We start from the raw sequence: 15,400 nt of genomic DNA on the forward strand, positions 1-15,400 counted from the left end.
GAAAAAATACTTCAATCAGCATCGACTAAGAGAATTCCGTCAGTGATAACGTCCTCTTCCACCGCAAGCCCGTTGGTTGTCCAGATCGAAACCCCACCTGTTGGGCACAACGCACGCGCGCTCACCGCCTCTCCGTCTCCAATGGAAGAGGTTCCCGTGGTTAGCGAGTCCTCTGATGAAACACCTCAGGCAGCGGGGGACTGGACCCTAACCAGGAGGTACGCAAATGCACTAAAAAGTCCGGTCATTCAAGAGCAGAATCTGGACTATAAAAAGTTAAAGATAGACATCCCGCCAAACTCTTCCTTCGGACAATGGCGAAGGCATCTGCATGATATTATTGAAAGCCGCGCAATGAAGGATTGGGCAGCCGATAAGAACATTGACCTATCCTCCCCCATCAAGATTGATGCCCGCAATGGCACCATCATTTCCGACTGGGCCGGCGGCGCTGTAAGCGTATACGACTTTCCTGGCTGGCCTCTGCTCATGAGTGCCGTCAAAGCGCTGACGCCGTACGGCGGGGTTGTTACGATCGGGGAGAAAGATACCGCACAGGCGCAAGACATCGGTTTCTTTTATCACAAGCATGTTCCCTTTGATGGCTCCACCCCCAAGCCCGCTCAAAAAGAAATCTTGAAAGAGTATGCTGATCAAGTGCTGGAGGGGCCCCCTTTCGAACCAGCAGATTTGCATAGCCCTTTCAGGGAGAACCTCAGTCTGCAACAGACCGAACTGGGTGACTTTAATAATCGTAGGGCCGTGAGTGGCCAGATAACCGCCAGTCTTGTTGCAAAGCTGGGAAGGCTATCGAACTCCGCAATTCCCTATAGCACTCAGGAAGAACGCGCACAGCCTTTTGGACCGGACCAACGGGAGGCGTTGAAAAATACGGTATTCACTGTAGACCCCGCCTCATCCTATTTTCGAGAACACAATCTGATGCCAGGGGCGACTGTAAGCCTGCATCAGTTTATGGAAGATCAAGGTATAGAGATTCCCACAAGCTATGATCAACTTGTGGGGGTGGCCAAAGCACTGATGGGTGTCCCCCCGGTTAAGCCTGCTCTCGGAGATCTGGGCGGTGCGCTTTCCTGGCCAACGCTGCTAAGCAACGAAGATCAGCGCAAGCTCCACTCTGTCATTCGCCACGACTTGAAAGATACGCAAGACAACAATTTGCTCGCTCATTGGACCCGTAACGTTCACTGGGACGCCAGCGCCCTCAACGATAATCCTCATCAAGTGCTTAACGATATTTTCAAGTCCACTAAAGCACGATTGTTGGGCATGAGAGCTAGGTCAGAGCTGGGCGAAATAGCTTCGCCTGACACTATCATGGAGTGGATGCTTGCCGCGCTCCAAACTTCCTTGGACAGCGAAAGCGTGTTCACGAACCCAAACGCTTCAACGAGAACCACGGTCGCTGGATTCAACTTGGCCACCCCCCACCTTGGAGGGAAAAGTGCATCCGCTATACGAAGCGCCCTGAGTGAACACTTGATCCGTGAAGGAAAAGCCACGGCCCGAACCGCCCCTCTCGCTGTGTTTGTACTATTGTCTCGCAAAGCGCCGGAACTTTTGGTTAAAAATATACCTGAGGAAGTTAAATTTGGCTCGCACACATGGGTCAGTTTCAGCACTGCGGTGGCGCGTATCGAAGCCCAGGCACCTGGTTCCACCAGTAAAATGACATTTGCACAGGTGATGACCCGTGCTGAACAAATACCACTTTATCCTCAGGAAAAGCTCGTTGAACAGCTTGCACAAAGTGACGCGCTGAAAGACTGGGGTATCGTAAACGGCATCTTGGACGTCAACGGCGAGGATGTGTATACAGGCGCTCAGATGGATGAGGTGCGCAACGCATTTAATAAACAGGTGGCTGAGTTGAGCGCAGCGTCGACTACGCTTGCAACGCAGATGCCCCAGTTTCAGAAAAAAGTGGCGAAATACTTGCAATCGCTTCTACCACATTTATCTCTGGAAGATCTTCAAGATAAATGCATCACTCGTGATACCGCTCATCATGACTCCCCTGGTCCTTATTCGGTAGTGGATTTGTACCTGACGAACAGGCTCAAACCGGACGATATACAATGGCGGTCAAGTAATAGCAAAATAAGCCTGCCCGCCATTCGAGCAAGACTGAGCACGGAAACTTCGTCAGTATCAGCTCTAAAGGCTGAATTTGAACATGAGTTTTCCGCTTACGTTGATGACCATGAAGCGGCAATCAGTGCGCAAACCAAAAACTTGATTTCATCGCTGCCCCTGTCTGACCGGAAAATGATTGAATATGGGCAGCTCACCGTTGCTCAACATTCTGTCGTTAATCTTCCCGCTACCACAGGGCAATTAAAGAGTCATCCAAGGAATGAGGGAAAAATATTTTTGCGTAGTAGGCTCGATGAAAAAACGCACACTTATGAAATAGACTGGCATAAGAACACCATTATAAAACGCGATGATTTGAATGACGCAAAAATCGGCTCGCCCCCTACAAGCAGTTCGCCTATTCCACCCGGAATGAAGCCTGGAGACAGCTTCGACCTGCTTACACCCATTGCCCCTGCCAGTAACTATACAGACAAACTGCTTGATGAAAAAAACGACACCAAGATACCCAGGAGTTACTTTAGCGAGCGAACACGCTACATCGCGGATGCAAAGTTGAAAATTGCCGACATTCAGTCGTATAAAGAAATAGCTAAGGGTATGACGACGTTCGATACAGAAGTATCGACCAATAAAAAAATAGGTGATTTTTTCCTGAACCTTGTTCCGTTTTACTCTGCGGTCAATAATTTTGCGAAGGGCAACGTTGGCGAAGGTATCGTTGACCTGGCCCTTGATGTGTTCGGTTTTTTCGTTTCGTTCAACGCGGCCGCAAAGGGCGTAAAAGCCCTGAAGATAGGATCATCCGCATCCCGATACTTCAAGTATGGTGCCAAGATTTTCCGTCGTGGCATCATCGGTGCACTTAATCCACTGGACGGCGTTGGCACGCTAGTGAGCGGCGTTGCAACTGCCGGAAAAAACCTGGCCAAACTAGCCACCCGAAAAGTCATCAAATGGACTATGCCGGAAACCTATAAGGCGATAAAAGCGTTGAAAGGTTTTGATTCCGGCGCGATAGGAACCGCTAGAATTCATGGAGAACTCGTTGAAACTGTCGCAGCACAGAAGAATGGCAAATGGTATGCCATCGATACAGTTACCCGGCAACCCTACGGGCTTCCCCTCAAAGACTTCTTACCCTCTCCGCGAATAAATGTGGAAGAATTTGGGAACTGGGCGAGTGCGGCGGACCCCAAAAAGAAAATAAGCGATGAGATAGTCAACAAGTGGAAAGGAAGCGTTATAAAGCATCGGGGAACAGCGGAGTTTGATAATGGTTACTATATCGGCGCTTATAGCAAGGTGCCTGGACTGGACAGAGCTAAAAAAATAGAAGACATTATGAAGTTGGCTGGCGACAGCACACTCACTGCTGAGCAAGTAGGCATTATTGCAAAAAAATACGATGATATTGCGTACGGTTTTGGGCGCTCCGGTTCGGCGCGATTTATTGACAATATAGAACCTCGCTTCGGCAACGTGATCCCTGTGCCGCAAGTTGTCTACCTGACTGAGACATTACAGCTGTCTGACGGGCAGTGTGCTGCGCTGTCCCGTGTAATGGCGATGGCAATGGAGGAAGGAAAGGAGGCGCAACTCATTAAAAATCTCTACACCGCCGCGGCGTTTCCTACAGACCCAGCCTCACGCAAGTTCATTCAAGCTCTAACCAAACTTCAGACTCAAGTAGGCGGCCAGACCGCTTTCCACGCTGGGAAAACTCCTCGGCAGCTTTCCTATCAAGCCATGATAAAAGAATTGAGCGATTCGCCGGTTCAAAAATCGATAATGATCGATACGCCGGGCCATGCAGTGTCAGCTGGGATCAAGGTAACAGAGGGCGAAAAGCTATTCTGGTTTTATGACCCAAATTTCGGTGTGGCAACGTTTTCAAGCGCCGAGGCCATGGAAGGTGGCTTGAAGAAACTTTTCCATGATAAAAAACTGAATGTTCAATATAAAACTCACAGCCTTGACAGGAACGCTCTTGAGTTTAAGGTTTTTGATCATGATGACACCTGGCTGCAAAAAAACAGTGTACTCAGCTCAGAGGTGAAGCCATTATATGACGTGCCACTGACCCCTTCGGGTAGACCGCGCAACCTCACTAACGAAGAACTGAGGCTCAACTTGGAGAAGCTGCATGCGCACCCTGGCAACCGATGGCTGATTTGTTACGAAGCTTCCATACGCGTGGGGCAAGCTGAAAAAACCCTTTCGCCTCAGGTATTCGACACCGTTGTAGCCGCCACAAATCGCAAAGGCGGTAATAACTATTCAGCCGGCTACCTTGAACTCATGGGCATCAAGCCCGACAGCCTGAAAACCACCTTCAATCCCGCTGACATTACAGAGTCGGGATTTATTAACTTCAAGTATGCCAATGAAGGAGGGGATTTCTCTCACACGGTGTATATACAAAAAACCAGCAATAATGAGTTATTCCTTTTCAATACTAATAACCTGAGCTTTGATGCGGCGATGATCAAGAGTGGCAATCTTCCACAGACCAGCGCCGGAATCAGCGTCTATAAAATTAGCGATGGCAACCACAAAGGTCTTCAAGATTTCATCGACGGACTTGGGGAAAATGTCAAGCGACAATATGCTTACACCCCTGCGAGTGAACTAAACGCAAACGTTAAGAAGGCCCAGCCTTGATTGAATGAAATGCGCGGCGCCCGATATGGCGCCGCTTGCTTCAGGCCAACAACCGCTGGATATGCTCTTGCAACGTATCCAAATCAAACGGCTTGGCGAGGATAGGTGCATTGCGCGTGATCGGGCTGTTGCAGTCGAGAATTTCCTGCGGGTAGCCGCTGATAAAAATCACTTTCAGTTCCGGTCGCAGCTTCAGCGCCGGCTCGGCAATCTGCACCCCGGAAATCCCGCCAGGCAGGCGATAATCGGTGACCATCAGGTCCAGGTGCGGCTTGGTCGCAAGGATTTCAAAGGCCTGCTCCCCATCGATCGCCTTCAAGACCCGGTAGCCCAAACCTGCCAGGTATTCACCCAGCACAAACATAATGGATTCGTCATCCTCGACGATCAGTACGACATCTTGCGCATCTTCACTCATGGGAAGCCTTTGTCCGGTCAATTGCTGCAGTTACGACCATGGGGTCACGCAGAGGTTGCGTTGAGCTGACGATTGATTTCACGCAGCCGCCTCAAGGGGCAGGCACACCCGAAACAGGGCGCCCTCGCCTATCTGGCTCTCGACCTCAATGGTGCCGCCATGGGCAGCAACAATCTGCTCGGAAATAAACAACCCCAGGCCCAGGCCAGCGGCGGCATGGTTGGCGGAAACCCGTTCGAACTGCTGAAAAATGCGCTTCTGGTTGGCTTCACTGATACCAATGCCACGGTCGCGCACTTCCACACGCGCCTCGCCATGCTCGGTATACACCCGCACATCCACCGGGCTTTTGGCCCCGTAGCGCAGGGCATTGGTCAGCAGGTTGGTAATCACCTGCTCGATACGAAACTCATCCCAGTTGCCTTCCACAGCCTCGTCGGCCACCAACTGCATCGACGACTCGGCAGCGGCGACCTGTGGTTCGAAGTTATGTACGAGGTTGCGCACCAGTTGCGCCAGATCAAAATGCGCCGGGCGTATGGACAGTTTGCCGGTGCGGATGCGCGACACATCGAGCATGTCTTCGATCAGGCGGATCAGGCTTTTGATCTGGCGCTCATCGCGGTCGACCATCGCATGCATCTTGTCCAGGGTAAACGCGGCAGCGTTGTCACGGGCCAGGTGCATCTTGCGCAGCTGGGTCTCCAGAATCAGACCGTTCAGAGGCGTACGCACTTCGTGGGCGACAATCGACATGAAGTCGTCACGCATACGCACCGCCTGTTCCAGCTCGGCCTGTGTAGCCTGCAGGCGCGTGAGCAACAGCTCCTGCTCGCGGCGGCTGCGCTCCAGTTCCTCGACTTGCAGCTTCATCGCCTTGCTCTGGCGATACAGGTCGACGAACACATTGACCTTGCTCTTGACCGCGTGGATGTCCAGCGGCTTGTGCAGGAAGTCTACCGCCCCGCTTTCATAGCCCTTGAAGGCATAGTTGAGTTCGCGGCCGGCGGCACTGACGAACACAATGGGAATGTTCTTGGTCTTTTCGGTGCCGCGCATCAGTTCGGCCAGTTCGAAACCGTTCATGCCGGGCATCTGCACGTCGAGAATCGCCATGGCGAATTCGTGTTCCAGCAACAAGGACAACGCCTCGTCGGCACTCAATGCCTTGAAGACCTGGCGATCCTCGCGCTTGATCAGCGCTTCAAGGGCCAGCAGGTTTTCCGGCAGATCGTCGACGATCAGCAGTTTGGCCTGGACAGTACTTAACATGGGAAGGGTTCCAGGGAAGCCAGCAATGAGCCGATCTGGCTCAAGGAAAGAATATGGTCAGGTGTATGCAAGGCCAGGGCCGCCAGGGGCATCACGGCGATCCGTGCCTGTTTGGGGTCCTGCACGATGGTGGTGCCGCCGGATTGCTTGACGTGGGCCAGCCCCTGCGCGCCGTCCTGGTTTGCGCCGGTCAACAGGATCGCCAGCAGGCGCGGCCCGTACACATCGGCAGCCGAGGCAAACAGGTAGTCGATGGCCGGCCGTGAGTGGTGCACACGGTCTTCCTGGCTCAGGGACAGGCTGCGGTCATGTTCCACCGACAAGTGATAACCAGGCCCGGCAAAATACAAGGTGCCCGCCTCGACCGCCTCTTTGTCCCGGGCTTCCTTGACCGGAATGCTCAAGCGCCGCGCAAAGACTTCTGCCAACTGGCTGCGACGCTCATCCGGCAGGTGCAGCACGGCGATGATCGGCAGGCTGAAGGTCACAGGCAGTTCACCAAAAATGCTCAGCAGGGCCTCAACGCCGCCGGCGGAAGCGCCGACAACGATAGCTTCAATCCCACGCATCGGGGGGTCATGCGCCTCGCTCATGATTTTCGGTAGATCCGTTCCTGTTTGACCAAGGGTTCGAATTGCTTGCTGTAGGCAGAAAAATCCAGGGTTTCCTTGCTGCCCAAGACGAGAAAGCCACGATGACACAGCGACTCATGAAACAATCCGAATGCGCGATCCTGCAACTTTTTATTGAAATAAATCAATACGTTACGGCATGAAATTAATTGTGTTTCTGAGAACACGCTGTCGGTCGCCAAGCTGTGGTCGGCGAAGGTCACGTTCTCGCGCAGCGTCTTGTCGAAGATCGCATAATCGTAGGCTGCGGTGTAATAGTCGGCGAATGAACGTTGCCCGCCTGCCTGCTGATAATTGGCTGTGTAGGCGCGAACGTTCTCAAGGGAGAAGATGCCCTGCTTGGCTTTCTCCAGCGATGCCGGATTGATGTCCGTGGCGTAGATGATCGTGCGCTCCAGCAACCCCTCTTCGCGCAACAGGATGGCCATGGAGTATACCTCCTCGCCCGTGCTGCAGCCGGCGATCCAGATCTTGATCGACGGGTAGGTCTTGAGCAGCGGTACCACTTCCTGGCGGATGGCCAGGAAGTGCGACGGGTCGCGAAACATTTCGCTCACCGGGATCGTCAAGAATTGCAGCAACTGCATGAACGCTGCCGGGTCGTGCAGCACCCGCTCCTGCAGCGCCGAAATAGTCGCGCAGTCGAACTGGCGCAACGCGTGGGCAACGCGCCGTTTGACCGACGCACCGGAGTAGTCACGAAAGTCGTAGCTGTACTTGAGGTAAATCGCCTCAATCAACAGGCGCAGCTCAATGTCGCTGCTTTTGTCCAAAAAACACTGCTCCACTTAAATACGTTCCATCTTCGGTAGCCATACGCGAATCAGCGAGAACAGACGGTCCAGGTCAATCGGCTTGGCCAGGTAGTCGTTGGACCCGGCCGCCAGGCAGCGTTCCTGATCGTCTTTCATGGCCTTGGCCGTCACCGCAATGATTGGCAGTTTTTTCCAGCGCGGGTCCTGGCGGATCAAGGCCGTGGCCTCGTAACCGTCCATCTCGGGCATCATCACGTCCATCAATACCAGGTCGACATCTTCGACTTCGTTGAGTTTGTCGATAGCTTCGCGTCCGTTACGCCCGATAACCACTACGGCGCCCTTGTGCTCCAGGGCGCTGGTCAGGGCGAAGATATTGCGTACATCGTCGTCCACCAGCAGGATCTTGCGCCCTTCAAAGACCTTGTCGCGGCTGCGGGCCGTCTTGAGCATCTTCTGGCGGTCATCGGACAGCTGGGATTCGACTTTGTGCAGAAAGAGTGTGACTTCATCCAGCAGGCGTTCAGGTGAGCGTGCACCCTTGATGATGATCGAGCGGGAATACTTGCGCAGCTCAGCTTCTTCATCGCGGGTCAGGTTACGCCCGGTATAGACGATTACCGGCGGGAACGAGCAGATATCTTCGGTGGCCATGCGTTTGAGCAGCTCATTGCCGAGCATATCCGGCAACTTGAGGTCGATGATCATGCAGTCGTAGATGTTGTTGCGCAGCAGGTCGAGGGCTTCCTGGGCAAAGCCTACGGCCGTGATCTCGATGTCATCGTCGCCGATCAGGCGGGCAATGCTGTCACGTTGCAGATCGTCGTCCTCTACCAGGAGCACGCGCTTGACCTTCTGGGTCAGCTTGGCTTCCAGGCGGGCGAACACGTCCTTGAGCTCTTCACGGGTGGTGGGTTTGACCGCATAGCCGATGGCGCCCATGTGCATGGCAGCTTCGACGCGGTCTTCCACGGAAATCACGTGCACGGGGATGTGCCGGGTGTTGGCGTGCTCTTTGAGACGCTGCAGCACGGTCAGCCCGGAATGGTCTGGCAGGCGCATGTCCAGCAGGATCGCGTCCGGGATGTATTCCTCGGCAAGGCTGTAGCCTTCGTCGGCGCCGTGGGCGACCAGGCAGTGGTAGCCCAGCTCGTGGGCCAGGTCGAACAGGATGCGCGCGAAGTTGGGTTCGTCTTCCACCACCAGGATGCAGCGGGTGCTGAAAGGGGCCTTTTCACGGTCATCGGCAAAACGTGGGATCTGCTGGGTATCAGTGACTGGCAGCGGAGAAATCTTCACCGGTGCAGGGTTTGGCGCGACCACGGCTTGGCGCGGTTGCTCGATAGGTGCTGCGTCTTCCTCACGCTCCACGTACTGCTCCGGCAATACCAGCGTGAAAATGCTGCCTTTGCCTGGTTCGCTGGTCACGCTGATGTAGCCGCCGAGCAACGCCGCCAGGTCGCGGGAAATGGACAGGCCCAGGCCGGTGCCGCCATAACGGCGATTAGTGGTGCCATCAGCCTGGCGGAAGGCTTCGAAGATGCTTTCTTGCTGGTCCAGGGCGATACCGATGCCGGAGTCGCGCACGGTAAAGGCAATGCCCTCCCCTGGCGCCCTGGAGACCGTCAGGCTGACCTCACCCTGTTCGGTGAACTTGATGGCGTTGGACAACAGGTTCTTGAGGATCTGCTCCAGACGCTGCCGATCGGTAAACAGCAAAGTCGGTGCACCCTCCTGCACGTCCACCTCAAAGCCCAGCTTGCGATCTGCCGCCAGCGGCTCGAACATGCCCCGCAGGCCGTCGACAAGGCGTACCACACTGGAGTTCTCCGGGCGCACTTCCAGCTTGCCGGCTTCAACCTTGGAAATATCCAGAATGTCGTTGATCAGGTTGAGCAAGTCATTGCCGGCCGAATAGATCGACTCGGCAAACTTGACCTGCTCGGCGCTGAGGTTTTCCTGAGGGTTCTCTGCCAGCAACTTGGCCAGGATCAACGAGCTGTTCAGCGGGGTGCGCAGCTCGTGGGACATGTTGGCAAGGAACTCGGACTTGTATTTGCTGGAGCGTTGCAACTCATCGGCGCGGTCTTCGAGCTCCAGTTGGGCCTGATTGAGCTGGATGTTCTTGCGATCCATGGCGTCGCGCTGCTCGGCCAGGGTCTGGGTCTGCGCGGCCAGTTGCTCGTTGGTCTGCTCAAGCTCGGCCTGCTGGGTTTCCAGGTGGGCCTGGGATTCCTTGAGGATACGCGACTGTTCTTCCAGCTCTTCGTTGGCGGTCTTGAGTTCTTCCTGCTGCACTTGCAGCTCTTCGTTGAGCTGTTGGGTTTCGGCCAGTACTTCCTGCAAGCGCTGGCGATAGCGAGCGGCTTCGATAGAGGTGCCGATATTGCCGGCAATCAGTTCCAGCAGTTCAACATCGCGCTCATCCAGCGCACGCAGGAAGCCCAGTTCAACCACGCCGTTGACGCGGTCTTCATCGCTGGTCGGCATCACCAGCACGCTGCGGGTAGCGCCTTCGCCCAGGCCGGAGCTGACCTTGAAGTAATCCACCGGCACATCGTCCAGGCGAATCAGGCGATCCAGCTGGGCGGCCTGCCCGACGATGCCTTCGTCGCTATAGATCGACTGCTCCTGCTGCTCTTGCTCGCGGGAGAACCCATAAGTGGCCACGCGCTTGAGGCCGCCGTGCTCTTCGCGCACATATAGAGCGGCAACGGCCGAGCCCATGTACTGGGCGAAGAACTGCAGGATGTTGCGCCCGAGCATGTTCAGGGTCAGCTGGCCAAGCACCTGTTCAGCCAGTTCGGTCTGGCCATTGCGTAGCCAGGCTTGCTGTTCGAGGCGTTGCGCAATCTTCTGTTGTGACGCGAGGTTTCTACTGTAACTATCTGAAAGTGAAACTAAATTCTTTCTACCGATATAAGCAAGAAAACCACTCAGTCCCAGTACGAACACCAGGTACAGGGTGACGCTGAGCACCGTCGTGCGGGTGACCTCTTGGTTCCGGGTGATGCGGAACTGCTGCTCCATCGCCACCGCGTCTTCGTACTCCCGGCGAATCTCGTCCGTCAGGCGTTTGCCACGGCCAGCCTTGACGGCGCCACGGTAGTCACCGTTCTGGCGCTGCATATCAATCATCGACTGGGCGTAGGTGTTCCACTCGTTCTGCAAGGCTTCCAGGCGTTTGAGGCGGTCGACCTGCTGGGGGTTGTCCGCCACCAGGTCTTGCAAATTACGCAGGTCGGCAATGATTCGCGGCTTGGCCACTTCATAAGGGTCGAGAAAATGCTCGTCACCGGTGATCAGAAAACCGCGCATGCCGGTTTCAAGGTCCACGGTCAGCTTGGACGTTTCATTGAGGTTATTGATGACCCGGTCGGTGTGCTCCACCCACTGGATCACCGACAGTAAATAGGTGATCAGGCAGACGAAAAATACCGCACTGAGCACACCCACGCCCAACGGTAGGGCCACGTTTCGGCTCAACAGGGTACGAAAGCTCTTTTCATCGACGGACGAAGCGGGAGTCATGGGCATGCCTTGGCCAAGTGCGGAAAAACCGGGAGTTTGCCCCAAAGTGGCGCTTGAACGCTATTTTTCTACGGCCGAAATACACAGGAATCATCACCCGCGAGCAAAAAGTACGCCATGGCTTTGCCTATTTTACATTCGGTTATTGACGTTATTTCTCACACAGCGGAGTAGGAAGTATCGGAACCTGCCCCATCCACCCCCCCACTCAGGAGGGCGTCTCGGGACAAGGAGGCTCCATTAGGAGGGCGCATTTCCTATCCACATTTAAGGTTTATCTATCATGTTGAATATCGAGCCACGTGCTTTGTCCTCTGTGTCAAGCGCCATTCCATTCCCTGAAGAAACACAAGCCCCCGACACCCCTAAAACTCAATCGACCCTATCGTCCCCCCCTGCGCGCACCAGCCTGATACCTCCCCGGAAAACCGGTTTGGCCGCCCAGTTGGCAGACAAAGAAAATTTGAAGTCACTGGGCCAAAAGCTCCAGCAGATTGCGGCGAAACTGGGTGAAGAGGCGCAGCCCTCAGCCGTCCTCGCCGCGCTTGGCAACACCCCGCTGGATATTCACCCTGGATCTTCCTACGCTGAAGAAGCGGGTGGCAGTGTGACCCTGGAGACCTTCATCAAGAAGTTCCTGGGATTGCCGTTGCCCAGTAGCCATGTCCAACTCACGGGCCTCGCGTCCACGGTGACCAGCCGCTCGATGGAAAACCCGCTGGGCAACCTGAGCGGCGCGCTGTCCTGGCCGGTGCCCTTGAGCGAAGATGAACAACGACGCTTGCGTAACATCACCCTGAATCAAGAACATGCGCTGGGCGATAAGCCGTTATTGATGCAAACCAAAGGCGGTGTATTGGAGTTCCTGCGCTACCAGCAACCCATTACCACAGGGCCTCAGGATGATCCGGCTAAAATACTGCAGGCACTGATCCGTACCCCGCAGGCACAGTTGATGGGCAAAGACCTGCAGGAGCGAATGCAAGGCCTTGCCAGCGACAGCAGCGTGACAGACTACCTCTTGGCGGGCATCACATTGCAGTTGGACCCGGAGTCGATCACCGCTCCTCATCGCAATAAAATCGCCGGTTTCGATCTGGCCAGCAACCAGCACTGGGGTAAGCCTGCGTCCGCTATCATCGATAACCTGTCCAATTGGCTGATCGATAAAGGCAAAACGTCCCCGGAAATGGCCAAGGTGGGGGCCTACCTGCTGTTGGCCGGCCGCGCGCCTGAGTACCTGATCAAGGACATCCCTTCCAGCGTGAAAGTCGGCAGTGCCCTGTGGGCCCAACTGACCATCGCCGCCGCAAAAATCGAAGCCCACACACCTGGTCGGGTTCCCGGCATGACCTATGCCGAAGTGCTGATAGCAGCAGAATCCTTACCGGCCAATACCTATGCCGTTCAAACGGCCCAGCGCGATGCCTTGATACTTTGGGGGGTAACCCGAAACCTGCTGTCCCCCCATAACAGCGAACCTGCACCTTCACAAATCGAACAGGTCAGGGTGGCTTACAACAACCATCTGAAATCGCTGACGGATATCTCTTCTTCCATACAAGTGCCTATCCCCAATCGCACGGAGATGGCGCTTGACTGCCTGAAAGCTGAGTTTCCCGACGTTGATCCGGCGGTTTTCGAAGCTCGAGTATTGGCCAAGCGTTACACCGGTGATGGCCGCGCTCCCAGCGGTGACCCGAGAATGCGCTCCATGCTCGATATTCTGCTGGAGGGGGAGCGTCTAGGGGAAAAATACGCATGGATCACCAACGACAAACGGATTCCGATCACTGCATTCAATCGCTTTGCACGCACCGAAGAGTGTGACATCACCGCAAACTTCATGGATCAATATGAAAAGGCTATAGCGGCACAAAAGAAAGGCCACCATGGGATGGTCAAACATCTGATTGGCGAGCAGCCATTGGAAGATCGCAAAAACTTTGAATTCGGCAAACTTGAATACTTCTACAGCGATGAATACCGCAAAACAAAGAACGGTAGATTAGAGTTGGTCAAACGTGACCGTACCTTGTATGTGAAAACCACCCGAGAGGGCGTGGAAAATCTCTACCACATCAACACCAGCACCGGCAGTATCGAGAAAAAAAACGAGCTGATCTCAAATTTCCCTGGCCTGCTCACCCTAGAAAAAACCAATAAGGCCGGGGAACAACTCCACGCGATATCAAGGCCTTATCACCCTTTCACCAACTCGCCGGCCCCTGACTCTGCAGAAAAACCTGGCAGTGATGCGATTCCCAATAGCTTCGACTCCAGCCGAACCAATGCGATTGCCAGTTTCTACCTGGAAAAAATGGACCTCGACCGCAAGGAGTTACTCAATTACGCCAAGAGCGTTACTTCCTTCGAACATGATCGGATGGGCGATAGTCAGGTGGGTGAGTTCCTGCTCAATCTGATCCCATTTCGGTCTGCCGTTAACAACGTTCGGCAAGGCAACTACGGCGAGGCGGTATCTGACCTGGCCTTCGATATCCTCGGATTCCTCACTTTTGGCGTGGGCAAAGCTGCGCAAGCCGGCAATGCCGCCCTCAGGGGCGTGCGGACCTTTAGTGCTGGCGCCAGGGCCGTGAAGACAGCAAAGCTCTTCGGTGCAATGGCAATTGATTCACTCAACGTACTCGGCGGTCTGGTCGGCGGGATAACCGGGGTTGGGACCCTGCTCCATAAAATTGCGACCAAGGGGCTCGAATGCGTGAACATGCTCAAAGGCGCAACCGGTAGTTATGACCTGCTTAAAGCCGCCAGTAAACAGGAGGGCATCGTCGCAACCGGTACCTACAAGATTACAGAGCAGACGGTCGAAGGTGGTGCTGTATTTCGAGAGGGCAAGTGGTACGCCTACGACCCGATCACGCAGAAGCCTTACGGAGCTGCGCTGGTTGATTTCACACCTGCAACGGTTGCCGCCAATGGTCATATAAACAGCAACTTTATCGATTGGTTAGCCAGGTATGCTGCACCCAATCCAACAACCACCCGCGATAAATTCAGAGAAGTACTAGAGACCGTCCAGAGAAATGATAGCGCGGGGTACAAACAAGGCTTTGACTCGGGCGTGGCCGAAGATGTCCCAGGCTACCACCCGACGATGAAGCAATCAGAGGTGAGGGATCTGGCGGTCACGAAGGTCAATGATCCCGAAGCGGTAGGCACTTTGGCCAAGGAGATACAAAAACGCATGGCGGACACTAGCCGTGAACACTACAAAATCTTTCAAAAAGAGATGGTTGCCCAAGGGGGCAGGACCTACGAGATGCCGCAAAACCTCTACCTCAGCCAAACGGACCTGGCTTCAAATGGAGAGTGCGCAGCCATTGTGAATACTATGGCGCTGGCTATTTTGCGCGGCCGCAGGGATGAGTTCATCAATAACTTTATGAAAGCAGCTGAGCATACTGACGACAAGAACGTAAAGGCTTTTCGTAACCAGCTGAACCAAATGCATCAGGTTCTGAGTAGTAATTATCACGGCACACAACCCTTCAGCCAGTTAGCGTACACCGGCATCATCGACGAACTCACCAACGCAACACGTCCGACACTCTTGAGGATCAGTACCAAAGATCATGGGCTGCTCGCAGGCGTCACCCTGACCCCAAACAACGAGAAAGAATGGTTTTTCTTTAACCCCAACTTCGGATTGGCGACCTTCCCGGATGAGGCCTCAATGCGCCGGGGGCTGGAAGTCTCTTTGAACAGCGGGTGGAGCGCCGGCACGCTCAATCCTGTCGACATTGCAAGCGGCGTACCGGCATTCAACGCCAGCTATTTCACCGAAGAAAGCTTTACCCATACCGTGCCCTACAACAACCCGCATGCCCTGATCAACGCAAATCTTTAACCTTCGTACGATCACGTGCGTCAATGGCATTCTTGGGCAGTGCCATTGGCGCCTTCTACGTCGAAGACGTGGTATCTCAACAGTAGGGCGTTACTCCATTACGCCAAGAACACGATGCATCGCTCTCAACGCGACATTT

At 54.6% G+C, this 15,400-nt stretch carries 7 protein-coding genes; 2 read left to right on the plus strand and 5 right to left on the minus strand.

What is annotated here, in order from left to right:
• Window positions 1–156 precede the first annotated feature (156 nt).
• Window positions 157–4,782: a YopT-type cysteine protease domain-containing protein gene (locus QMK52_RS21380; RefSeq protein WP_320403374.1), complete on the plus strand. Its 4,626-nt coding sequence runs from the start codon at window positions 157–159 to the stop codon at window positions 4,780–4,782.
• A gap of 40 nt (window positions 4,783–4,822) precedes the next feature.
• Here QMK52_RS21380 and QMK52_RS21385 read toward each other — a convergent pair whose 3' ends face one another.
• The 5 genes from QMK52_RS21385 to QMK52_RS21405 form a co-directional block, all read right to left on the minus strand.
• Complete coding sequence (locus QMK52_RS21385; RefSeq protein WP_005788286.1) at window positions 4,823–5,200, minus strand: response regulator; 378 nt, start codon at window positions 5,198–5,200, stop codon at window positions 4,823–4,825.
• Window positions 5,201–5,278: 78 nt separating this feature from the next.
• A complete protein-coding gene (locus QMK52_RS21390; protein ID WP_005788284.1) occupies window positions 5,279–6,472 on the minus strand; it encodes a hybrid sensor histidine kinase/response regulator in 1,194 nt (397 codons plus the stop codon).
• Entirely contained in the window at window positions 6,466–7,065 is a 600-nt protein-coding gene (locus QMK52_RS21395) for a chemotaxis protein CheB (protein ID WP_005788283.1), read from the minus strand. Before QMK52_RS21395 ends, QMK52_RS21390 begins: the two co-directional genes overlap by 7 nt.
• Complete coding sequence (locus tag QMK52_RS21400; RefSeq protein WP_171905487.1) at window positions 7,062–7,892, minus strand: CheR family methyltransferase; 831 nt, start codon at window positions 7,890–7,892, stop codon at window positions 7,062–7,064. Before QMK52_RS21400 ends, QMK52_RS21395 begins: the two co-directional genes overlap by 4 nt.
• Window positions 7,893–11,390: a response regulator gene (locus tag QMK52_RS21405; RefSeq protein ID WP_194438196.1), complete on the minus strand. Its 3,498-nt coding sequence runs from the start codon at window positions 11,388–11,390 to the stop codon at window positions 7,893–7,895. It lies immediately after the preceding gene.
• Window positions 11,391–11,673: 283 nt separating this feature from the next.
• Between QMK52_RS21405 and QMK52_RS21410 the strand changes: the two genes are divergently transcribed.
• A complete protein-coding gene (locus QMK52_RS21410) occupies window positions 11,674–15,261 on the plus strand; it encodes a hypothetical protein (protein ID WP_320403375.1) in 3,588 nt (1,195 codons plus the stop codon).
• Window positions 15,262–15,400 lie beyond the last annotated feature (139 nt).

This window comes from Pseudomonas sp. P9_2 (assembly GCF_034008255.1).
Taxonomy (GTDB): domain Bacteria; phylum Pseudomonadota; class Gammaproteobacteria; order Pseudomonadales; family Pseudomonadaceae; genus Aquipseudomonas; species Aquipseudomonas synxantha_A.